Origin of the sequence: Streptomyces sp. NPDC060209, from assembly GCF_042728155.1 — a bacterium.
Taxonomy (GTDB): Bacteria; Actinomycetota; Actinomycetes; order Streptomycetales; family Streptomycetaceae; genus Streptomyces.
In genome coordinates this window covers 1-21,657 of record NZ_JBHWZS010000134.1, presented here as the reverse complement: position 1 = coordinate 21,657, position 21,657 = coordinate 1, and the positions used below count along the sequence as shown (strand labels likewise).

The 21,657-nt window shown below is 68.7% G+C and carries 23 protein-coding genes; 10 read left to right on the top strand and 13 right to left on the bottom strand.

Going from position 1 to position 21,657, the window contains the following annotated elements:
* Positions 1-516: 516 nt before the first annotated feature.
* Positions 517-1,725, top strand: a complete 1,209-nt coding sequence (locus tag ACFWFI_RS24040) for an oxygenase MpaB family protein (protein WP_387393856.1) — start codon at positions 517-519, stop codon at positions 1,723-1,725.
* A 127-nt stretch (positions 1,726-1,852) separates the two neighbouring features.
* On the opposite strand, the gene ACFWFI_RS24035 is transcribed toward ACFWFI_RS24040, so the two are convergent.
* The 4 genes from ACFWFI_RS24035 to ACFWFI_RS24020 all read right to left on the bottom strand — a co-directional run bounded on the left by ACFWFI_RS24035 (position 1,853) and on the right by ACFWFI_RS24020 (position 5,987).
* On the bottom strand, positions 1,853-3,016 hold the full coding sequence (locus ACFWFI_RS24035; protein WP_387393854.1) for a TetR/AcrR family transcriptional regulator: 1,164 nt from the start codon (positions 3,014-3,016) through the stop codon (positions 1,853-1,855).
* Positions 3,017-3,496: 480 nt separating this feature from the next.
* Positions 3,497-4,546 carry a hypothetical protein gene (locus ACFWFI_RS24030; RefSeq protein WP_387393852.1) on the bottom strand — a complete coding sequence of 350 codons (1,050 nt, stop codon included), beginning with the start codon at positions 4,544-4,546 and terminating at the stop codon, positions 3,497-3,499.
* Entirely contained in the window at positions 4,543-4,875 is a 333-nt protein-coding gene (locus tag ACFWFI_RS24025) for a hypothetical protein (RefSeq protein WP_387393850.1), read from the bottom strand. The genes ACFWFI_RS24030 and ACFWFI_RS24025 overlap by 4 nt, the downstream gene beginning before the upstream one ends.
* A gap of 224 nt (positions 4,876-5,099) precedes the next feature.
* Complete coding sequence (locus tag ACFWFI_RS24020; protein WP_387393848.1) at positions 5,100-5,987, bottom strand: sigma-70 family RNA polymerase sigma factor; 888 nt, start codon at positions 5,985-5,987, stop codon at positions 5,100-5,102.
* An 83-nt stretch (positions 5,988-6,070) separates the two neighbouring features.
* On the opposite strand from ACFWFI_RS24020, the gene ACFWFI_RS24015 reads away from it, so the two are divergent.
* Positions 6,071-6,520: a carboxymuconolactone decarboxylase family protein gene (locus tag ACFWFI_RS24015; protein WP_387393846.1), complete on the top strand. Its 450-nt coding sequence runs from the start codon at positions 6,071-6,073 to the stop codon at positions 6,518-6,520.
* A gap of 431 nt (positions 6,521-6,951) precedes the next feature.
* Positions 6,952-7,365, top strand: coding sequence for a hypothetical protein (locus tag ACFWFI_RS24010; RefSeq protein ID WP_387393844.1), 414 nt, complete (start codon positions 6,952-6,954; stop codon positions 7,363-7,365).
* 295 nt (positions 7,366-7,660) lie between these two features.
* Here the strand turns inward: ACFWFI_RS24010 and ACFWFI_RS24005 are convergent, their stop codons facing one another.
* The 6 genes from ACFWFI_RS24005 to ACFWFI_RS23980 form a co-directional block, all read right to left on the bottom strand.
* Positions 7,661-8,368 (bottom strand): hypothetical protein, encoded by a 708-nt coding sequence (locus ACFWFI_RS24005; RefSeq protein ID WP_387393842.1) that lies wholly within the window; start codon positions 8,366-8,368, stop codon positions 7,661-7,663.
* A 130-nt stretch (positions 8,369-8,498) separates the two neighbouring features.
* The gene (locus tag ACFWFI_RS24000; protein WP_387393841.1) at positions 8,499-9,125 is read right to left on the bottom strand and encodes an NADPH-dependent F420 reductase; all 627 of its coding nucleotides are present in this window, start codon (positions 9,123-9,125) and stop codon (positions 8,499-8,501) included.
* Positions 9,126-9,321: 196 nt separating this feature from the next.
* Positions 9,322-9,924, bottom strand: coding sequence for a sugar O-acetyltransferase (locus ACFWFI_RS23995; RefSeq protein WP_387393839.1), 603 nt, complete (start codon positions 9,922-9,924; stop codon positions 9,322-9,324).
* 244 nt (positions 9,925-10,168) lie between these two features.
* Positions 10,169-10,843 carry an HAD family hydrolase gene (locus ACFWFI_RS23990; protein WP_387393837.1) on the bottom strand — a complete coding sequence of 225 codons (675 nt, stop codon included), beginning with the start codon at positions 10,841-10,843 and terminating at the stop codon, positions 10,169-10,171.
* A gap of 397 nt (positions 10,844-11,240) precedes the next feature.
* A complete protein-coding gene (locus ACFWFI_RS23985; RefSeq protein ID WP_387393835.1) occupies positions 11,241-11,876 on the bottom strand; it encodes a pyridoxamine 5'-phosphate oxidase family protein in 636 nt (211 codons plus the stop codon).
* Between the two features lie 35 nt (positions 11,877-11,911).
* The gene (locus tag ACFWFI_RS23980; protein WP_387393833.1) at positions 11,912-13,096 is read right to left on the bottom strand and encodes a globin domain-containing protein; all 1,185 of its coding nucleotides are present in this window, start codon (positions 13,094-13,096) and stop codon (positions 11,912-11,914) included.
* A gap of 703 nt (positions 13,097-13,799) precedes the next feature.
* On the opposite strand from ACFWFI_RS23980, the gene ACFWFI_RS23975 reads away from it, so the two are divergent.
* From ACFWFI_RS23975 to ACFWFI_RS23960, 4 genes are read left to right on the top strand one after another with little or no spacing between them, the layout of a single operon-like run.
* Positions 13,800-14,018: a hypothetical protein gene (locus ACFWFI_RS23975; protein WP_387393831.1), complete on the top strand. Its 219-nt coding sequence runs from the start codon at positions 13,800-13,802 to the stop codon at positions 14,016-14,018.
* Positions 14,005-14,352, top strand: coding sequence for a hypothetical protein (locus ACFWFI_RS23970; RefSeq protein WP_387393829.1), 348 nt, complete (start codon positions 14,005-14,007; stop codon positions 14,350-14,352). Before ACFWFI_RS23975 ends, ACFWFI_RS23970 begins: the two co-directional genes overlap by 14 nt.
* Positions 14,352-14,948, top strand: coding sequence for a TetR/AcrR family transcriptional regulator (locus tag ACFWFI_RS23965; protein WP_387393827.1), 597 nt, complete (start codon positions 14,352-14,354; stop codon positions 14,946-14,948). The genes ACFWFI_RS23970 and ACFWFI_RS23965 overlap by 1 nt, the downstream gene beginning before the upstream one ends.
* Before the next feature lie 38 nt (positions 14,949-14,986).
* Positions 14,987-15,961, top strand: coding sequence for a DMT family transporter (locus ACFWFI_RS23960; protein ID WP_387393858.1), 975 nt, complete (start codon positions 14,987-14,989; stop codon positions 15,959-15,961).
* Between the two features lie 188 nt (positions 15,962-16,149).
* On the opposite strand, the gene ACFWFI_RS23955 is transcribed toward ACFWFI_RS23960, so the two are convergent.
* Both ACFWFI_RS23955 and ACFWFI_RS23950 read right to left on the bottom strand, forming a co-directional pair.
* Positions 16,150-16,881: an HAD family hydrolase gene (locus ACFWFI_RS23955; RefSeq protein WP_387393825.1), complete on the bottom strand. Its 732-nt coding sequence runs from the start codon at positions 16,879-16,881 to the stop codon at positions 16,150-16,152.
* Between the two features lie 75 nt (positions 16,882-16,956).
* On the bottom strand, positions 16,957-17,268 hold the full coding sequence (locus ACFWFI_RS23950) for a hypothetical protein (protein ID WP_387393823.1): 312 nt from the start codon (positions 17,266-17,268) through the stop codon (positions 16,957-16,959).
* 374 nt (positions 17,269-17,642) lie between these two features.
* On the opposite strand from ACFWFI_RS23950, the gene ACFWFI_RS23945 reads away from it, so the two are divergent.
* Positions 17,643-18,281: a LysE family translocator gene (locus tag ACFWFI_RS23945; protein WP_387393821.1), complete on the top strand. Its 639-nt coding sequence runs from the start codon at positions 17,643-17,645 to the stop codon at positions 18,279-18,281.
* Positions 18,282-18,482: 201 nt separating this feature from the next.
* Here the strand turns inward: ACFWFI_RS23945 and ACFWFI_RS23940 are convergent, their stop codons facing one another.
* A complete protein-coding gene (locus tag ACFWFI_RS23940) occupies positions 18,483-18,914 on the bottom strand; it encodes a hypothetical protein (RefSeq protein WP_387393819.1) in 432 nt (143 codons plus the stop codon).
* A 68-nt stretch (positions 18,915-18,982) separates the two neighbouring features.
* Here ACFWFI_RS23940 and ACFWFI_RS23935 point away from each other — a divergent pair, with 68 nt between their 5' ends.
* Together ACFWFI_RS23935 and proP are read left to right on the top strand one after the other, a co-directional pair.
* Positions 18,983-19,558: a TetR/AcrR family transcriptional regulator gene (locus ACFWFI_RS23935; RefSeq protein WP_387393817.1), complete on the top strand. Its 576-nt coding sequence runs from the start codon at positions 18,983-18,985 to the stop codon at positions 19,556-19,558.
* A 474-nt stretch (positions 19,559-20,032) separates the two neighbouring features.
* Positions 20,033-21,538: a glycine betaine/L-proline transporter ProP gene (gene proP / locus ACFWFI_RS23930; RefSeq protein WP_387393815.1), complete on the top strand. Its 1,506-nt coding sequence runs from the start codon at positions 20,033-20,035 to the stop codon at positions 21,536-21,538.
* Positions 21,539-21,657: the final 119 nt, after the last annotated feature.

The window sequence follows — 21,657 nt, the reverse complement described above, 5'->3', positions numbered from 1 at the left end:
CTCTGCGGGAGCGCGAAGAGCGTTCCGGCCGGGGGGCGGCGACCGCAGCCAGCGTTCTGCCCAGAGGATCGCGCTGGAGGTCTTTCGGTTCGAGGGCAGGTATCCACGCAGCCTGCGGCCATGCTCGGCCCTTCGGTCGCGTCTCCGTCGATCATCTGATTGCTCCGTGGATACGCCGCCGTTCACGGCGAAGAGGAAACGGACTCCTGCGGCGCAGGGCAACGTGGCTCGTTCGTGAGAACCAAGCGATCGTGATCGAGGCCGCCGAGCCGGCGGCATCTGCCTGTCTGTCTGCCTGCCTGTGGAGCTGGTGTCAGGCCGCAACGGAGAACTCCGGGCGCGCTGGACCGTACTCAGCGAGACCTCCGGTCGTGACCATTGCCGACGGTAGCGCACCTCGCTATGTTAATTGAGAATCACATCGCTCAGGAAGATCCGAAACGTGGTGGTAGCACAACTGGCATGTCAAAAAAGGCCTATAGCGCCATCTGGTCGAGTAGGGAAGTAGGTAAGTTAATGCAGAATCCCGACAGGCGACGAGTCCTGTCCCTTGGTGTCGCCCTCGGCCTCGTTGGCGTGGCGGACCCCGCCAGGGCCTGGGCGTGGGCGTCGGCGGACTCGGTGGCCGGAACCGGTGCGGGTGTCGATCCGGAGTACGTGTGGGACAGCGCGACGGATCCACTGATGGTTTCGCTGCTCCAGAACGGCCAGGTTCCGTCGGTCAACACCGCGATGGCGGGATGGGTGAACAACGGTGACGCGCTGCCCAGTGGGCTGCCTGCCGACCTCGCCGCCCATCTGCTGACGGTCAACAAGCTGCCTTCCTGGGCCGATCCCGCCAAACTGGCCCGCGCCGCCGACTTCAACCGGCGCAAGGACACCTACCTGTTCATGCTGTACGGCCTCGGCAGCGGGATCATGAGCACCGTGATCCCGCGGGAGGCCAGAAGCGTCTACTGGTCCGTAGGTGGCGCCGACATGAAGGACCGCGCGGCCAAGACGTTCACGTTCGGCTACGACTTGTCCCAGCTGGACGCCTTCAAACCGACGGGGCAGTTCGTCGTCACCGCCAACAAGACGCGACTGGTGCACGCCGCGGTGCGCCACCTGCTGCCGCAATCGCCGCACTGGCGGGAGGTCACCGACGAGGCCGTCCCGATCAGCGCGGCCGACATCCTGGTCACCTTCCACAGCCTGGGAACCTTCGTGCGCAGGAGGTTGCTCGACTGGAAGGTCCCGATGTCGGCCGCGGACCAGGATGCCTTCCTGCATTCATGGCAGGTCGCTCTTCACCTGCTCGGTGTGCCGGACGAGTACATTCCGCAGACCTGGGCGGCCGCGGAAGCACAGTCGGCGCAGGTGCTCACCCCGATCCTCTCCCCGACGCCCGAGGGCCTCGACCTGGCCGAGGTGTTGCTAGGTCTGACCGCGGAGATCGATCTCGGTGTCACTCGCGGATTCCTGAACGAGTTCGTGCGCTACGTCCTCAGCAACGAGGTCGGCGACTGGCTGGGACTGCCGCGCGACTATGCGGCAGCGGCCCTGATCCGCACCGCATGGCCGGCCTTCATCCTGTTCCGCGAGGGGCTGTCGCCCATCATGCCCGGCGCTTTCTACATGTTCGACCAGTTCCTGCGTGCCCTGGCCATGCTGTTCCTCAACAAGGGCACCTCCACGACCACCACCCCGATCACGATCCCGACCGGGAACAGGCCGGCCGGCTGAGCCGCCGATTTGATCCCTCGGAGGCCCGCCCCTCGGCAGTCACGCCCGGGGGCGGGCACCCGGGTGACTTCCACGCGAGGCCCTTCACCGCGAGGCGCCCCCTCGCGTGCCTGGTTCCGGTGTCCGTTCAGAGGCCCAGGGCACCCACGACCAGAGCGGTAACGGCATCGCGGTGGGCCTGGCTGTCCTGCCACCGCAGTCCGCGTCCGGCCTCGACCACCACGCCGAACCCCGCGTGCACCAGCATCCGGGCCTGGCGCGGGTCCAACTCCGGCCGGGCCAGCCGCAGCTGCTGTTCCCAGACGGCGATGTGTTCACGCTGCGCGAGGACCAAGGGCCGCCGCAGGTCGGCCGGCAGGCCGGCGAGCTCGGCTTCGGCGACGCTGTTGAGCGCGGTGTGCTCGAAGCTGTAGGCCACGTAGGTCCCCGCCAGGGCGACGACGGCCTCGTGCGGGCCGGCCACCCCATGAAGACTCTGGTCCACCCCCCGGGCCAGAAGTCCGGCCGCCTGAAGGCACGCCGCCGCCAGGATGTCGACCTTGCCGGGGTAGTGACGGTAGAGCGCGGACGGGGCGAGTCCCACCGCCTCCGCGATCTGTCCGTTCGTGACGCTGGCGAATCCGTCCCGTGCGAACAGCGGGATCGCGGCCGCGAGGATCTCCGCGCGTCGCGTGTGCGGCACCGGCTGGGCGAGCAGCTCGACGGAGCGTGCGCCGCTCCGGGCCGCCGCGGGATCGGTCGCGGCCACACGCAGCGCGGCTGCCAACAGCACTTCCTCGGTCCGACGTTGAGCGATCGAGGTGTGATGCATCGTGATGGATCCGATCGCACCCAGGGCTGCCATGGCCCGCAGGCGTTCGTCAGGCAGTGAGTACTCGCGCTGCACGGCCTCGTCGACCCGGCCGACGACCTGCCCGAACTTCGCCCTGAGATCCCGGCGGTCCTCGTGGTTGAGGTACCGGGCCTCCCATCGGTACACGCCGCCCGATGCGCGATGCGCGACGGTGACCCGGGTGACGGCGGTGAGCACATCCGTCAAGGTCGCCCCGGACGGCACCTCGTCGAGCGCGGCGACAAGCCGGTCCGCCATGAGGCCGGCGCACTCGGCGAACAGCGCGTACTTGTTCGGGAAGTGCCGGTACAGGGCCGCCGCGGTGATGCCCACTCCGGCGGCGATCTTCTCCATGGATGCTGTGTGATAGCCGCGCTCACTGAAGACTCGGCCGGCCGCCTCGACGATGAGCTGCTTGCGGTTGCGGGGCCGAGTTGCCGCGGCAGGATCGGCGGTCACGGCCGAACGGGCGGATGCGGGGACGAGGCCATGCGGATCAGTCAACCACACGACACCCGAGGGTCTCGGGCTCCCTCGGCACGGACCGCACGGGACGCGAATCCCGGATCACTTCCCAGGTGGCCAGGGCCGCCGCTGCCCGGCCGGCACCGTCACATCACCGTTGCCCCGGCCGCACCCACGCCTACCTGCCCGTCCTGCGGGCCCGCGCACTCGGCACCGAACGGATCCTCCCAGTTCACTGCACCGAGCCTTGCCGAGATCCGCCGCCGCCTCATCCACCGGCCCCGCGCCTGCGCCGGCACCGCTGCTTCAGCACTCGCCGCAGCACCTGAGGAGATCTACCTGCGGTAGCGGCCCGGTGCCACTCCGTGCGCCCGCTCGAAGGCTCTGGCGAAGGAGAACTCCGAGGCACATCCCGTGCGTCCGGCCACCTGGCGAAGGTGAGGCCGTCCGTCCGCAGGAGCCGGCCCGCAGTGTTCACCCGGTCGTGACACCGGAGGGCACACGGGTTTCTCTCATGCTGCCGTCGAGCCGCTCGCGCAGGCAGGCGAGCACGACGCCCATCGGTGCCAGCACCCACGGCAGCAACACGAGGGCCACCGCAACCGGGGTAATGATGACGAGGACGCCGGTGACCCACACGTTGTCGCCGGTGGTGGCCAGCATGAGCAGCCCCGCCCAGTGCGCCACGAACGTCCCGAGCCATTTCAGCACCATGAAGGCGACGGTGACCGCGACCGTGGCCAGCAGACAGATCCCGGTGGTACGCAGACGTGCCGTACGGGTCAGCGTCCAGGAGCGGCGCATCGCGGCCGTCGCCGAGCAGTTGTCCGCCACCCGTACGGCGGTGGCCGGCCCGAAGCGGTAGAGGAGGACGAGCCCGAGCGCCCAGATCACGGCGGGCAGGATCCGGCCCACCAGGATGAACTGCACGGTCGCGGGATCGTGGTAGGTGGGCCACACGACCCCGGGCACCATCTCCATGGCGACGGCAGCCAGGACGAGCAGGCCCGCCAGCCCTGGGACGAGGGCACACACAAGGGTCAGCAACTGGACGCGGAAGGCGGCACCGAGGTGCGGGCGGGTTCGGCGCCACAGGGCACGCGGGGTGAGAGAGTCGCGGTGGGGACCCGGGCCGGCCTCCGCGCGTTCCCGCGCGTGCGCGACGGTCACGGCCTGGGCGGCGAGCAGCCAGGCGATCAGGACCATCGCGACGAGGAGCAGCAGCGGGTACACGCAGAACGCGACTTTGACAAGGCCGTCCCACTGGTCGATGTACGCGACGTAGGACTCCTCGTAGTCGATGGAGCTCTCGGCGGTTCTTCCGGCCTCCAGGAAGAGGCCCCACGACGCGGCGAAGGCGCCCGCCACGATCCCCCCGCCGACAAGCAGCGCCGCCGCGCTGACCAGGAAGGCGGAGCCGAACACGGGGCGCCTGTCGTGGGCGGTGATCCGTAGGCTTTCGGCCACGACAGAGCTGCCGGCCGGACGGGCGTCCGAGCTGATCACAGCGGTGTCGCCCGTCATGCCGCACACCCCCGTGCCAGTGGCCACCCGTAGACGGCAGCGTCTACTCCGGTGGACCGAGCCCAGTTGCGGTCCCCGTACGACCGGTGCCGCGACTCGGTGGCGTGGTTGGCCGTACGGATCTCGTCCTCGTCGAAGTCCGGGTGCGGGGAGCGCGGTTCGGCAGCACCCACGCGCAGGTGGGCCCGGTCGCCGCGCGGATCGGAGCGGCAGCTGTCCACGCGCAGCAGACCGCGACAGTCGACCAGCTCGTCTTCGTGGTCCTTGAGCGCAACCTCGATGACCTGCGGATCGCTCACGAGGGCGATGTCGTCCGGATGATCGTTCATAGAAGCTTCGACGCCCACATCTGACTGTTCGGTTCCGCTTCCCGATCAGGTCGGGCTCCTGCCACACCAACTCCAACACTGCTGCGACCATGTGGAATCCGTTACCGTGGTCGCGCTTCAAGGCCCGCCTACGAGCCGTGAACGCAACCCGCCCCGTCGCCCTCGTCCACGCCGGGCCTGCTTCGAACACGGCAAGAACCGTCGAAGGCCCCGAAGCCCCCGCGTCATGCCGGATCCGGCAGGTCCATCAGCTCGAGCTTGGCCGGGTCGATCACAACCGTGATGTCGGTGATCCGGCCGTGGACGACGGTGAATGCGAGCACCGAGAGCGGGGTGCCGTCCTCGCGCCAGGAAATGATCCCCGGGAGGCCGTTGACGAGAGCCGCCCGCCCCTGTGCGGCGGCGCCGGCGGACAGTTGCGCGCCGGTTGCGACCTTGGTGGCGCCGAGGGTGACGAATACGCCGGACGGGGCGTCGACGGTCAGTTTCACCTCGGGGTCGAGCACCCGCAGCAACTCCTCGAAGTCGCCGCCGCGAGCCGCCGCCAGGAAGGCCTGGACCACCTCCCGCTGCTCCCGTCCGGTGCCGGTCGGCCGCTCAATCGCCTGCACCTTCCTGCGGGCGCGGCTGGCGAGCATTTTGGTGGCTGCGGTGGACCTGCCGAGGATCTGGCCGATCTCGTCGAACGGCACCGCGAACAGGTCGTGCAGCACGAACGCCAGTCGCTCGCTCGGCCCGAGCGACTCCAGGACCACGAGAAGCGCGAGCCCGACCGAGTCGGCGAGCACTGCGTCGTCCTCGGGAACAGGACCCTCGTCGAGCTTCACCGCGAGCTCGGGCAGGCGGTCGTCGTAGGGCGCCTCCGGGCGGGCCTGGCGGGATCGAAGGACATCGAGGCTGATCCGGCCGACCACCGTGGTCAGCCAGCCTGCGAGGTTGCGGATGGCCGCCGCGTCCTGGCGAGAGAGGCGCAGCCATGCCTCCTGGACCACGTCCTCGGCGTCGGTGTGCGACCCGAGCATGCGGTAGGCGACCGCCCGCAGCCGGTCGCGCTGGGCCTCGAACGCCTCGGCCATCGGGTCCGTCGGGTCCGTCGGGCTGGTCTCGCACATGTTGTTACCTTCCTCGACTCTGCTCCGTCATGGGTGATGACGAGCCCGAAGGGGCGCAGGTAACCGATGAAGGAGCAAGACCGATGGAAGCACGCCTGACAAGCCCGGCGAACCCCGATGTGATCACAGCGATCCAGCACCTCTACAAGGCGGTTCACGCCGGAGGCGTCGACAACCACCTGCTGTCGCTGATCCATCTGCGTGCCAGCCAGATCAACGGCTGCAGCCCTTGCATTTTCGCCTCGATCAAGTCGGCGCAGAAGGCCGGTGAGACGGACGAACGGCTGCACAACGTGGTCGCGTGGCGCGAGACGCCCTTCTACACCGAGGAGGAGCGGGCGGCCCTCGCCCTGGCCGAGGCCGCCACCCGTCTCCAGGACGGCGCACCGGGCGTGACCGACGAGATCTGGGACGCCGCCGCAGAGCACTTCAGTGAGGAGCAACTGGGGGCAATCATCCTGGAGGTCGCGATGACCAACTTCTTCAACCGGATCAACCGCGCGGTCCGGGAGCAGGCCGGCAAGACCTGGTGAGCTGCAACACCACGCCGTCCTCGATGGCCGCGCGCATCCGGACCGGACAGTTCGCCACGCAAAGTCGCACCCCTCGTCCCCAGCGGGTCAACTGAGTACGCGTACCCACTCCTTATCGGGTAGCCGCACCCATCCACCGCGCTCCTCCTCGGGCATACCGTCCCCGTATGCCCGAGGAGACCGCACCGACCACCACCCCCCGCGAAGCCCGGGTCCAGATCCCGCTCTTCCCGCCTCAAAGCCCCCGGAGACGGTTGCGCCGCGCTCGCCCTCGACGATGTGGTGTCGGCCGAGTTCGACTGCAGCGAAATGTCCGGTGGTGGCCGGCAGCGCGGCAAAGTGGTCCTCCGGGCCGTGGAGCCCTGGCAGCCGGGTTCTCGGGGGTTCCGAAGACCGTGAGCTGCGCGAACACTACGGAAAGGACTGACTGCGTGATACGACGTGAGCGAATTCGGTTGCTGCCGGCCGTCATGGCAGCAGCTCTGCTGCTCCCCGTCTCGGCGTGTTCCTCCAGTGCCGCCAAGTGCGAGGAGGTGTTCACCGCGGTGACGATGTCGGTCCCCGGCGTGGCCTCCGCGGAGTGGGACTGCAGCAACAGTTTCGGCGGCGGCTGGCAACGTGCTGACGTGGTGATCGAGGCGGCCACCGAGGACGAGGCCATCGCGGTGGTGGACGCGGCCCTTCGGGCCTATGCCGTTTCGCCCGAACTCGAGGACCGTTGGGGGACCCCGCAGGAGTACGCGACCGAGGACAGGTCGATCATCGTCAGCGCGGGCGACGTCGGGTTCAACGGCCCGCCAAATGTCGGCGAGGTGCGCGAGCACTACGGCATCACGCCCGGCTGACACCGCCCACCACCATCGGCCGGAGGGAGTCCCGGTCGCCTCGGCGCAGTAGGAGCGTGAGCTGGTCGAATTTGGGCGTTCCCCTCGTCCAGAGCGCGGGCGAGCGGTCTTGATGGGCCCCGGTGTCGAGGGCCGTGAGCCTGCGGCTTCGGGCTGGTCCACGGTCGGGGCGCGGCGGGGTCCTGGTCGGCCTTGCTGCGGTTGGCCTGGCGGTGGCGATCCGCGTCCAGGTCGTTGGCATACGCCTCGCGGTGGACGGGAGTCCACTGCGGGGCACCGGAGTCAAGGAAGCCAGTCAGTGCAGGCGATTGCCGCACTCGGCCGGGAACAGGACGGCGTTTGGCGGCAGTTCGTCGGGGGTCCGGGCGAACACCCGCAGGCACGATTCGCGAGAGTTCGCCGCGGACGGGTACTCAAGGCCAAGTTCGCTCAGAACGGTGATGGCACCAGCGTGATGCATTTCCGCCGCGTGAACGCCCTCCGGGAGAGAGCCGGCCAAGATACCGAAGGCCGCTGTGTCGCCGCCGTCGGCGACGCATTCGCAGATCTCGAAGCGCCAGTGTGCGGCCGCGTCGACCAGCAAATACTTGCCCCTCTTGCCCAGCCCGACAAGGAAGTCGGTGCGATCTCGCAGATGGTGGGCAATGGCACAGCAGATGGGAACAGCGGTGCCGTCAGGGGCCTGCACTCGTGTGTACTCGGCATGCGGATAGCATGACAAGGCCTCGTCGAGCAGCCCCAACGCGGTGTCCCGGGCCGCCGGGTGGCCCTGCTGGGCGATGTCCAGGAGCAGCGGGGCTGCAACCGCGGCCGCTGGAAACACCGCGCCGCTGTGCCCATGAACAATTCCACCGCCGCCGAGCTGCGAGCCCGCGTCCGCCGCCTGTACCGAATTCGTTGCCTCGGACAGAGCGCGTAGACCCAGGCCGGCACGATCCGATTCATACCAGTCAGGATGGCCCGGTATGGAATCCCAGTCCACCGCGTCGATCTCATCCAGCACAGCAGCATCCTCGCATGTGGGCGCTGCCCACCGTTCGCAGACCAAGGGGCGAGAGCTATTTCGTCAGCGGTCCTCGTAGAAGCCCCTGACGATGGCACTCACCGCATGCGAGGGCGAGGAATGGCAGAACCTAGGGCGAGGGGCGGGTTACGACGTTGATGTTGAACGTGTGGGCCTGCAGACCGCCCGCGATGCCCATGAAGAGCAGGGCGAAGTGCTCCTGTCCGCGTGCGGTGGTGATGCCGCCGATGTCCAGCTGGGACGACGGGGGCCAGCCGAGATCCGTGAGCAGTCGGCCGGTGGTCCGTTTGGCTTCGGCGTCGTCGCCGGAGAGGAAGACGGTGCTCGGGCCGTCGAGACCGTCGGGGGCGGTCATCACGGTGGAGTCCATGGTGCACAGGGTCTTGACGACGGGGGTCAGAGGGAAGGCTTCCTGGATCTGTTCACCCAGGCTGCTGTTGGGGTGCGAGAGCTCGGTGAAGTCGTCGGAGAGGCCGACCCCGACGTCGATCAGTAAGGTGCCGGCCAGCGCCGGTGCGCCGATGGAGTGCAGCAGTTCCACGGAGATGGCCCCAGGCGTGGCGTTGACCAGTACCTCCGCGTGGGCGGCTGTCTCGCTCAGGCCTGTCACAGGGAGACCGAGGTCTGTCCGGTCCTCAGGCCGGCGTGAACCGAGGAGCACGTCGTGTCCTGCGGCGCTCCAGCCGTGGGCCAGTGCTCGGGCGACGTTGCCGGTGCCAAGTAGTCCTATACGCATGGTGTGACGCTAGCCCGTTGTCGGCCTCGACGAATCGGACCGCGGGCCCGGCCGGACCGGCACCAAAGACGTAGGTCTGCAGCCGCCCGCCCCTCTCCACGACCGGTGGGCTCCTCCCGCCACGCCGTCCGACCGCACCGGCGGCGCCGGTCGTTGCGGGCCCACGACGGCGAGCCGGACGTCATGCCACGCAACCCTAGTTGTCGGCAGTACGTGTGGTGAGGTCCTCGTCCGTGATGGGGCGGACAACCCGGCAGGGTGTTCCGTGCGCGACGGTCATCGGGGGGATACTGCGGCTGACGACGCTACCGGCGCCGATGACCGACCCGTATCCGATACGTACGCCGGGCAGGACCACCACATTGCTGCCGATCCACACCTTGTCCTCGATCACGATCGGTTCGGAGAATCGTCCGAAGTCAGCGCGGCGCGAAGGATGCACAGGGTGCCCCGTCGTGGTCAGTGTCACGCTGGGAGCGATCATGACGCCGTTGCCTATGCGGATGTCCACGTCGTCGACGAACGTCAGGTTCACGTTCCCGAAGAAGTCGTCGCCGATGTGAACGTTGCTGCCGAACCCGGCGTGGAACGGCGGCAGCAGCACCGTGCGTTCACCGACCGAGCCGAGGATGGCGACGAGCAGTGTCCGACGCCGCTCCGTTTCGCTCGGGGGTGTTTGGTTGTACTCGAAGATCTGCTCTGTCCGGCGCCCAGGCGCCTGGAAGGCCGCTTCCGACTCGGTGTAGACGAGCCCTTTGGCGATCCGGTTCAAAACTGCTTCTTCGTGAGCATCCGTCACAGCGGGACGACCCCTTCATCAGATCCCTCGGGCACAGGCCCGACGCGCCCCGGTCGACCGCGCGCTCAGAGCCTATGGGCACCGCGAAGACACCAGGAGTCATTTCGGACCGCCGAATAGTGGTCCCCAGGCAACCTGAACGCATAGCCGGTGCCGGCGGAGCGGCTCAACGCTTGGGGACGGCACGGCCGCACTTGCGGATGTTTTCGACCTGGTGGTCCGGCGAGCGGTGTCCTGGGCCTCGTCAGCCGGCTCCGCCGATCCGCGAAATGATGCTGCTGTCCAGATGCGCGAGGAGGTCGGCCGGGTTCCGGTACACCTCGGCGGCCCCAGCCTCCACCAGCTCCTGTCGGGCGATGCCACCCGACAGGAGGGCCACAGCGGTCACGGACGCGCTGGTCGCGGCTTTCATGTCCCAGACCGAGTCGCCCACGTACACCGCCTCCGCGCTCGTCCCACCGGCGAGTTCCATCGCGTGCCGGATCGGTGCAGGGGCCGGTTTTCCCTCGTTCACATCGTCGGCACTCGCCGTGTCTGTGATGACATCGTCGGCATCCAACGCGCGCCGCAGGGCTGCGAGCTCCGAACCGGAGGCAGAAGTGGCGAGCACCACCTTCCAGCCCTGAGCCGCCAAGGCGCGCAGCAGATCAGCCGCCCCGTCCACCACTGCCAGCCGTTCGAAGTGGGTGGCGTACAGCGCTGAGTGCGTGCCGCTGATCCGCGCGTCCCGTTCGCGGTCCCGCGCAGGTCCGAGAAGGTGATCGATCAGATCTGCGGAGCCCAGGCCGATGGCCTGGTGCACCGCGACCATGGGCACTGTGTGCCCCTCCTGCCGAAATGCCTCCCACCAAGCAGTGACATGCAGGTAGTTGGTGTCCACGAGCGTTCCGTCGACATCGAACATGGCCGCGCGAACCATAACGCTTCCTTCCGGGTCGGCAGTCGGAGTCGGGGCGACCGGCTCCGCGAAGGTGCCTGCGAGATCAGCGAGGGCTGGCCATCAGCCTATGCCCACGACCGACGGAGATCACGTCCGTGCCACGCGGTGGCGGGCGCCCGGATCAGCCCGCGTCGGGGGGGAAGCGCTACCGCGGGCCCTCGGGCGCGCCCACGTTGTCCCGTGCGCCGAGGGCCGGGTCCAAGATGACCGCGCCGCCAGCTCGTACGAGTCGGCCACCAGGCTGGGACCGACTCGCAGAAGGCCGCTGGCCTACCGCCGGATTGCGGTAGGCCATGCGCAGCGCATGGCCCGTGCCCGCGGCGCCATGGAGCGGCTCGCAGGCACGGGCTTGGGGTACTCAGAGGGGCCGGAGACGTCAGAGCCAGGGAGTGCCAGGTCCGGCCTCGGAGGCCACGGACGCCGGAGCCGGTTCGGTGAAGTACTCCGCGCCCTCGGACACCGGAGCCGGTTCGGTGAAGTACTCCGCGTCCTTGGGACGAGTCCGCGCCAGCCCCAGAGGGCGGGGGGCCGGCTCGAGGTGAGGGATGTGTTTGGAGCAGTGCACATAGGCCTCGTGGAGGGTGATGTACGTCCACAGCACGGGGTGCCGCCCGGGGGCGGTGTCGGCGGGTATCCAGGGGTGGGCGGCACGCACCTCCTGGTCGTTGAGGAGCTGGGCGGAGCCGTTGACGTGCAGTCCGATGTGGTCGCGGGTGAAGTCCATGAAGAGCAGACCGATGTGCGGGTTCTCGGCGATGTTGCCGGCACTCGCCAGAACGCCGTTCCCGCGGTACTCGGGGTAGGCCAGGGTGCGGTCGTCCAGCACGGTGACGAATCCGGGAGGGCCGGCGCGGAAGGTGGCGTCGCAGTGGCCGCGGGCGTCGGCGGTGGAGAGGAAGACCATCGACTGGCGGCGGATGAAGTCACACATGGCCGCGGTGAGGTGCGGGTGGACCTGCCGGTCGTAGAAGGCGTCGGCGCGCTCGCTGGTGCCCAGGTGGGTCTGCAGCATGCGCTCTCCGCGCGAGGGGGTGGCGTCGTGGCGGGTCACAGCTGGTCGATCTCCTGACCGGGTCGGTGCGGTGTGAGGGGGGCAGTGAGAACGGGTGTGTCGAGCGGGTCGTGATGAATGTGGGCCATGGGGGTGCCCTGGTACAGGAGAGTGCGCACGGCCGTGGTGACCATGTCGGGCGGACCGCACAGGAAGGCTTCGTGCCGGTCCCAAGGACCGAACTCGCGCAAGACCTGCGGGAGTGTGCCCTGCTGGCCGGGAATGCTCTCATGGGAGACGGCCGCCCGGACGGACAGCCAATAGTGACGCTGTGCCAGGCGCAGCATGTCGTCGAGGCCGTACAGCTCCTGGGCGGTGCGGGCTCCGACGAACAGGCTTACGTGGCGGCGCATTCCCGAGGCGGCGGCTTCCTCGATCAGGGCGCGGATCGGCGCGAGACCGGTCCCGCCGGCGACCATCACCAGGTCGCGGTCACCTGCCGTGGCGAGGGTCATCTCACCCTGCGGTGGTCCGAGCCGCACCCTGTGTCCCGGGGCGGCGTGGTGAACCAACGCGTTGCTGACCTGGCCCTGGTGAACGGCCCGGACGTGGAACGTGAGCGTGTGGTCCGTGCGCGGCAGGTGGGCGGGAGAGTAGTGCCGCCATGTGCGGGGGTACCACGGGGTTTCCATGCTCACGTACTGCCCGGCGACGTAGCGGTAGGGCAGGTCGGGCTGCACGGTGATCTCGGCAATGCCGTGGCCGCGGTATTCGTTGCGGATGATCTGCGCTTCCCAGGAGGCCGGGCGCAGTCGGGTGTCGTCAGCGGCGGCCGCGATCATCACCTCGGCGGCCGTGGTGTAGGCGCGGGTCCAGGCAGCGGCGACCTCGGAGTTCCACGCGGTTCCCGCGTAGCGGGCCAGGGAGGCCAGAAGGCAGTCGCCCACTGCCGGGTAGTGGGCCTCCAGGGCTCCGAACTTGCGGTGGTCCCGACCAAGCCGGGAGCAGAACTGCACGAGGTTGTCGACGTCATCGACGAGATCGATGATGCGCAGCAGTCCGCGCAGCAGCCGGTCACGCTGTACGTCCATGTTGTCCGGGAACAGCCCGCGCACCTCGGGATACCGGGCGAAGAGAATGGCATAGAAGTAGACGGTCATCTCCGTGGCCTGCGGCGCGACCACCGTCAGGCTCGTGCGCACCAGGGAGATCTCCCGGTCTGTCAGCGGGGCGGCCGTCACGACGGGCCCCCGGAGAGCGCAGGGCGGAGGTAGGTCCTCACTCGTCGAGCGGAAACGGCGCGGAGGGTAGCAGGTGTCGCATACAGCGAGGGGATCACCAGGCGTACCGGATGTGCTGACAAGTAAAAATTCGCAATCATAGAAGGACGTTCCGTGTCGCTCAGGTTCAGAACAGCGAAAGTGTGATCAGCGGACGAGCCATTGTGCACATAGGGCGACAGGATCGAACCCCTACCTGAGGCCTACACCTCATTCGTAAATCGGCACAACATGCGGGAAAGTGATCGATTGCGACCAGTCCGCCCCACGAGCTCGATCCCCGGACATGGCGCGCCAGCAGGGTCTCTGACCTGTCCGAGACCGCCCCGGAGGGGCACTGGACAGCTTGGAAACGAGCATGATGGGGAGGTTCGGTAAGCAAATACGTGCGGTTGCGTGAACGCACGTCAGGGGCTGATCGTGAGCGGTCGGGCCGAGGACGCGCCGGTGTCCAGTCGAACTGGTCGCCCTGTCCACTCTCACCGAAGCCGGTCGCCGTCACATGCAATCCGGTCGGACTGCAGCCGGTCTCAGCGCGACCGCGTTGCCGAAGAAAGAGGGCAGCCGTCGGCGTCGGTGGGGTGCGGCAGAGGTGCGGCAGGTGCCTGCGGTGTTCCACCCCCGTCCTGCCGCCGCATCCCAGCCGGCCATAAGGTGACGGACCATGGAAGACGCCAAGGACGATCCCGGCGGCCTCGTATGGACCCAGGCCGAGCAGCGCCCCGCGCAAGGTGACGCCGGGTCCGTACGCGAACTGGGGTCGCAGCTGGCCGACCGGTACGCGTTCGCCGCCGAGCAGGTGCGGGAGTACGAGCGGCAACTTGCCCACATGGCGGGTACTCGCCCTCACCCCCGGCCGCGGCAGCCTGGTGCAGCTGCTTGAACTCCTCGACGGGAAACGTCCGTCCGACAATGGCATCCGACCGCGCCCTGTCGCCTCACCCCTCGCGGAACATCACCAGCCCGCCGACCTGGCAGCGACCGCCTTCGACCGCCGCGAGTGGGACCACTCGCCGCCTGTCACCCGCAACCGGAGAAGGACAGCGAGAACGGCGCCATCCGCCGCACTCCGACCCTGGCGGTGCTCCGCGGGCACTGCTCGGCCCTCTCGCCACGGACGACGAGCACAGGGTGACCACCCGTCGTCCACCAGCGACTGGACCTCCTGGGGCACGACACATAATCTAGGTAGACCTACCTACCTAGATTGGTTGTGATGAGCGTGCCCGAGAGCGGGAGCGGCCGCAGACGGCCGGCACGCGAACGGCTGCTGGCGGCGGCAGCGCGCCGCTTCTACTCGGACGGTGTGGCGGCGACCGGCATCGACACGATCACCGCCGAGGCCGGCGTGGCGAAGATGAGTCTGTACAACAACTTCTCCTCCAAGGCCGACCTGGTCCGCGCCTACCTCGATGCCCGGCACGAGGAGTGGCTCGGCTTGTACCGGGCCCGCGTGGAACAGGCCCGGGGGCCGCGTGAGGGCGTACTGGCGGTCTTCGACGCGTACGCCGATCACGCGGCCTGCGCCTACGAGCACGGGTTCCGGGGCTGCGGTCTGCTCAACGCCGCCGCCGAGCTCCCGGCCGGCGACGAAGGCCGGGCCGTGGTCCGCGCCCACAAGGAGGGCGTCGAAAGCCTGATCGTCGGCCATCTGGAGGAGCTGCTGCCCGACCGCCCCGACGAGGCGGGGGCGATGGCGGAGCACCTCGCCTTCCTGCTGGAGGGCGCGATGGCCCGCGCAGGCCTTGAGGGCGACGGCACCCGTGTCCAGCACGCCCGCTCAATGGCCGCTGCCCTGCTGGACCGGCTGTGAGCCGCGTCGGCCACGGCCGGTCTGCGGGCACGGGGGCCATGTGCGTCCTCGTCGCCTCCGTGCTGTGGGGCACGACGGGCACGGCCGCCACCCTCGCCCCCGACGTGGGCCCGCTCGCAATCGGCGCCGTAGCCATGGGCCTCGGTGGACTGCTCCAAGCCCTCATCGCGGCCCCGCAGATCAGCCGTCACGCATCCCGGCTGCGCGACCAGCGCGGAACCGTCCTGCTCGGCGCCGCCTCGGTGGCGGTCTACCCCCTGGCGTTCTACAGCTCCATGCACCTGGCCGGAGTCGCCGTTGGCACCGTCGTGTCCATCGGCACCGCCCCGCTCGCCTCCGCCTTGATCGAACGCACCGTGGACGGCCGCCGGCTCACCCGCCGCTGGACGGCAGCGGCCACCCTGGGCCTGCTCGGCACCATCCTGCTGTGCGTCGCCGAAGCCGCCGACGGCACGAGGCAGACGTCCGTGTCGAACACGCTGCTCGGCATCGTCTTCGGCCTCGTCGCCGCGGCCACATACGCTCTCTACTCCTGGGCGGCCCACCGGCTCATCACCCGCCACATCCCCTCCCGCGCGGCGATGGGCGCCGTCTTCGGCCTCGGCGGTCTGCTCCTCCTGCCCGTCCTGGTAGCCACCGGCGCACCGCTCGTCGCCTCCTGGTCCAACGCCGCCGTCGGCGCCTACATGTCACTGGTCCCCATGTTCGCCGGCTACATCCTCTTCGGCTGGGGACTCGCACACGTACCCGCCAGCACCGCCACCACCCTGTCCCTCCTCGAACCGGCCGTCGCGGCAGTCCTCGCCGTCGTGGTTGTCGGCGAACGCCTCCCCTCCGCCGGCTGGCTGGGCATCGCCCTCGTCGGCGCCTGCCTTGCCGTCCTCACCACCCCCACACCTGCCCGCCGCCGCTCACACCAACAGCTGCGGAACCCCGCAAGGGCGGCACCCGGCGGCCAGCGTCGGGCGCGCCGTCACCGACCGCTGGAACGTAGTGACTCCAGCAGGCGCTGAAGGTCACTGGGCCAGGACCATCGAGCACTCCCCCGGTTGAATCGGCCACCGCGTTTTCCGGTCCCAGAAGCTCCTCGACTCCATCCAAACCGTTCTCAGATGGATCGAGCAGCGCATACCAACGGGCGACGTCTCGCGCCCGTGATCTGCCACAGAGGTCGCTCGCTCACGACGGCCGTGAGAGCCGTTCATGCGTTCGGGCGTGATAGGTAGTCCGGGAGTTCGGTGAGCCGTTCGACGCGGAGAACCGTCTCGTCCGCCGTCGGCGATGGCCCACCGGTGACGAAGTCGATGCCGCGGTCCAGCCAGATGCCGGTGAGCCCGGCGAGGGCGGCTGCTTTCACATCGCTTTCCAGCATGTCGCCCACGTTGACCGCCTGCACGGGATCCGTCCGCATCCGTCGGCAGGCGGCGGCGTAGGCGACGGGCTTGGCCGCACCGAGCTCGGTCGGGGTCAGGACGGCTTCGAAGTATTCGAGAAGGCCGAAGCGGGCGAGCTTGGCGCGCTGCTGCTCGGGGTTCCCGTTGGTGAGAACAGCCAGACGCGGTCCTCGGGGAAGCCGTTTCAGGCTCTCCAGGCATGGCTGCACGTCGGGATAGCACCGCCAGGACTGCTCGAACACGGTGAGGTAACGCTCGGCGATCCAGGCGTCCAGAAGGCCGGGACTTCCAGGAACCGGCTCACCGAGCATCGGCAGGAACGAACGGAGCCTGCGTCGGTGGTGCTCAGCGAAGGAGCACTGACCGGCCAGGTACTCCCGCATGTGGCGCGCCTCCAGCGTCCACCACAATGTCACCAGCTCCTCCGGTGGAGCCGTCACGTTCGGCGCGGCACGGACGATCTGGCCGATCGCTTCCAGGACCGCGCTTCGATGATCGACCAGCGTGCCGTCCAGATCGAAGAAGATCACATCAGCCATAGGTTGATCATCTCGTGGCGTCCGATCCCGCCGCCAGTGGTTTCCGGTTCCGTGACAACAGGCTGGCCCCGCCGCTCAGCCGCCGGGGCCCTGCGGATAGGTGTGGACGATGTACCCCAAGCGGGCTGCGCCTACTGCCAGGAAGATCAGTGACGGCGCCAGCCACCAGCGACTCAGGGCCTCCCGCCGCACGGGGACAAGGGCGAACAGGGAGGTGCTGACGCCGAGCGTGATCAGCAGCGCTGACGCGAACTCGATCCCTGTCAGGGTGTGTTCGTCCCAGGCTCCTTGCGGCTGAGCCATAAGGGCGCCGTAGGTGACGTAGGCGTTGAGGAGGTTGGCGAGGATGAGGGCCACTGCCCATGGCCCTCGGTGCAGGCCGGTCACTCCAGGGCGCTCCTCGCGTCGTCCAGATTCTGTCGAAACCACAGCCGTAGGCCCGGTTACCGTCATCCTGCCAATAGGGGCCACCGTTGTGGAGGTGAGCCAGCTGCGGCAGACCGGTGCGAGGCGCGATGCACTCGTTCGCGTCCGCCATCCATGTCGTCGCCCTGTGTGAGCACCTCGGCCCTCCGCATGGCTCAGGCTTCGAGAGGGCGAAGCTACCAGTGACCACGATTCGGTGAAATCGATCAGCTGCGCAGTGCGCCGGCGCTCACCCTCGCCGCCCGGCCCTTGCTCGCCACGGCGTTGGCACTCCGGGGCCCTGCACGAGTGAAAAGGGGCTGAGGTGCGAACCCGGCCCGTGCTTACATGGCGTCATGGTGTCTGCTGAGCGCTTGCTTGCCTTCGCTGCTATGTCGTTGCTGCTGATCGTCATCCCAGGGCCCAGTGTGCTGTTCGTGATCGGGCGGGCATTGGCGCAAGGGCGGCGCGCCGCGCTGACCACGGTTGTGGGGAACACGTTGGGCGCCTATGTGCTGATCGTGGCCGTGGCTCTTGGGATCGGGTCGGTCGTGGAACGCTCCATCCTTGTCTTCACGGTGCTGAAACTGTCCGGTGCTGCCTACTTGGTGTATCTGGGCGTAAAGGCGTGGCGGCAACGTGCCTCGTTGCAGGCCGCGTTCACCACTGACAAGGCCACGCAGGGTGGCATGCACACGTTGTGGGAAGGGTTCGCCGTCGGTGTGGCCAACCCCAAGACCATTGTGTTCTTCGCCGCTGTACTGCCACAGTTCGTCGACCGCGCCCAAGGGCACGTCATGGTTCAGATGCTGCTGCTCGGGCTGGTCTTCAACATCATCGCAGTGGCCTCCGACAGCCTGTGGGGACTGATCGCGGCAACCGGACGGGAGTGGTTTGCCCGCTCACCTCAGCGGCTCTCTCTGGTGGGAGGAGTCGGCGGGCTCACGATGATCGGCCTCGGTGTCACCGTCGCTGTGACAGGACGCAAGGACTGATCTCCCACCAGAGAGGCGACCGGGACAGCCGGCGGCGCGTTCGGCCTGCGCTTTGGCGTGGGCGAGACAGCAGGACTCGTTGCCGCTCTGGACGACGCCACTGAAGCTCGGCCGGTCACGTCGGCCGCGCAGAGCCACGGATCCGGCGCGGGGAACGTGGATGCAGTCCTGCAAGCGGTGCACCCTCGCCCATTCGGCCCCTCAAGGGGCAAGCTCGGGGCCCACGGACAGAGGGCGCTGCGCACTCGGCTCGCAAGTCGTCTGCGTTTGCGCCGCTGTACGGGCCCAGGTCCGGGCCTCGTCCACGTCCTGAGTGGCCGTGGTGGGGCAGCCCCAGAGCTTCTCGCCGCTGTGGATCGCGTTGACGCGTTCAGCGAGGATGTCGGCCGGTGCCACGAAGGCGAGACCGCGGCAGTACGTCGTAAGGGCGGTGCGGAGCGCCTTGAGCGCGCGGACGCGGTCCGTGGCGTTTTCGTCGCCGGGGGCCGGGGGTCGCTCCGGCGGGGCCGGCATGAGGAGGACCGCGGCGAACGGTTCGGCCCGGTCTGTGAGGGCCCTCAGTTCCCGAAGTATCAGGTCCTGGGCATCCCGCATCGGCAGGCCCGTCGCGTCAATTTCCCGTATGTCCGTCACGGCCGGAGCCTAACAGCATTAGTGACCGGCGGTCGCTAATTGGCCCGCATACACATACCCTTGCCCCGATGAAGAAGACCGGAAGCGGGCCAGGACGGCCCGCAAGGCTGAGCCGCGAGCGAATCGTCGACGCGGCGCTCCAGGGCGACGTCGAGACGCTCACCATGCGGGAGTTGGCGTCGCGGCTCGGCGTCTCGCACTCGTCGCTCTACCGGTGGGTGCCCGATCGCGACGGGGTACTCGACCTGGTCAGCGCGGCCATGGTCGAGCGGGTGCTGCCGGCGGGCGAGCCGGGCGCCGACGACTGGCGGGAGTGGCTGACCCGGCTCGCGTGGGCGATGCACAACGAGTTCTCGGCCGTGCCCGGGTACGCCGCCCACGTGGCGCGGCCCCACCGCCATCACGCCGAGTCCTTCGGGCGCCTGCGCGACAAGGTCATGGCCGCCTTCCGCGCGGCGGGCGCCGACGCGGAACAGGCCGAACAGAGCTGGTACGTCTTCGGGCTCGGAGTGGCACAGTGGCTCGGCGCTGCGGGCGGCGGCCATCAGGGGCTCGGGTCCGCCGCGCCACGGTTCGACCTGTTCCTCGACGTCCTGCTGCGCGGGCTGCCGACCCGTATGCCTGTCGAGCACGACAGCCCCTGATCGGAGAACGCCGAGGGGCACGCGCCGGCCTTCCGGTCCCTCCGTGCGCTGAGCAAGCCCGTGCCGCCTTCCCTCAGCCAAGGAAGCCGTGTACTGCGCCTCATGGGCCTGCCAGGCAACGGATACAGCAGGACCGCAGGACCGCAGGACCGCAGGCCACCGCTGCGGCAGGGCGAACTTCGGTCGAGCGGGCGCTGGATTCCCGGTCCGGCGGTGTTCACTGCGTCCGGACGGCTGCAATCGGGCAGCGTCCGGCCTCGTCCGTACGGGTCGCCTCGCTCACCCCTTCGGCACAGTCACGCGGCGTTCCGGCAATAGGGCAGAGAAGGTGGGCCTGCCGGGGAGGCGGGAGGCGGCGTCGCGTGGTGCGGCGAAAGGATCAGTCCTACAGCGGAGGGCAGGGCATTCATGCCGGGACCGAAACGACAGCCGCGCGTTCCCCGTCGCCGGGGTGACCGGGGGGCGACGGACCAGATGCTGCGGACGCTGCTGCGGCGCCGCAAGAAGGCCTATGCCGCCGAGGACGTAACGGTCACAGATCCGCCGAAGGTGCGTCGTGCCGTAACTGCGGCGGCGCTCGGCAACACCATGGAATGGTTCGACTTCGGTGTCTACGCCTACCTCGCGGGCACCCTCGGCAAGGTCTTCTTCCCGTCGAGTTCGCCGGGCGCGCAGGTGGTGTCGACCTTCGCGACCTTCGCCGCCGCCTTCCTCGTACGTCCGCTCGGTGGACTGGTGTTCGGCCCGCTCGGTGACCGAGTGGGGCGCCAGAAGGTACTGGCGATCACCATGATCATGATGGCGGCGAGCACTTTCGCCGTCGGTTTCCTTCCTTCTTACGCCACGATCGGTTTCGCCGCTCCGTTGCTGCTCCTGGTGTGCCGTCTCGTTCAGGGCTTCTCCACCGGTGGCGAGTACGCGGGTGCCACGACGTACATCGCGGAGTACGCACCGGACAGACGCCGGGGCTTCCTCGGCAGTTGGCTGGACTTCGGGACCTTCATCGGCTATTCGCTGGGCTCCGGCCTGGTGACCGTGCTGACCGCGACGATCGGTACGGACGGGCTGACGGACTGGGGGTGGCGCATCCCGTTCTTCGTCGCGGGACCGCTCGGTCTGATCGGTCTCTACATGCGGCTGAAGCTGGAGGAGACCCCCATCTTCCAGCGCGAGGAGGCAGCGCAGGCCGAGGCCCTGTCCGAGGGCGACCCCGTCGAACAGGCACGTCAGTCCGGCAAAGGCCGGCTCAAGGAGATCTTCACCGGGCACTGGGAGGCGGTGCTCATCTGCATGGGCCTCGTGCTGCTCTACAACGTCACGAACTACATGGTCACCTCCTACCTGCCCACCTACATGTCCGGGACGCTCGGCGAGCCGGAGACGAGTTCCCAGCTCCTGGTCCTCGGAACCATGCTGCTCGTGGTACTGACCATCACGTTGGTCGGCAGATCCTCGGACCGCTGGGGCCGGCGCCCGGTCTTCATGGCAGGCAGCGCCGCGCTCATCGTGTTCGCGATCCCGGCCTTCCTGCTCATCCGGGAGCGCGGCATCCTGCTGCCGGCGATCGGCTGCGGAATGCTCGGGCTGCTGCTCGTCTGCTTCGCCGGGACGTCCGCCTCGACGCTCCCGGCGCTGTTCCCGACGCGCATCCGCTACGGCGCGCTGTCGATCGCCTTCAACATCTCCGTGTCGTTGTTCGGCGGGACCACACCGCTGTTCACCTCCGCCCTCGTGGAAGCGACCGGCAACGAGATGATCCCGGCGTACTACCTGATGGTCGCAGGCCTCATCGGACTCGTCTCCACCTTCTTCCTGCACGAGACGGCGGGCAAGCCGCTGCGCGGCTCCGGGCCTATGGTGGAAACCCCGGAACAGGCTCGTGTCCTCGTCGCACGAAGCAGGACACGAGCGGGCCGGCAGGCGCGTGATGTGTGGATCCGGATGCGGCATCCATGGGGCGGTGACGAGCCGAAGCGCTGAGCGCTGAGCGCTGAGGGCTGAGGGCTGAGGGCTGAGGGCTGAGGGCTGCCAGAGAATCGCCGGGCGAGGCCCCGAGTACCAAGGATCTACGGAGGAGACGGCCCGGTCCGGGCAACGGC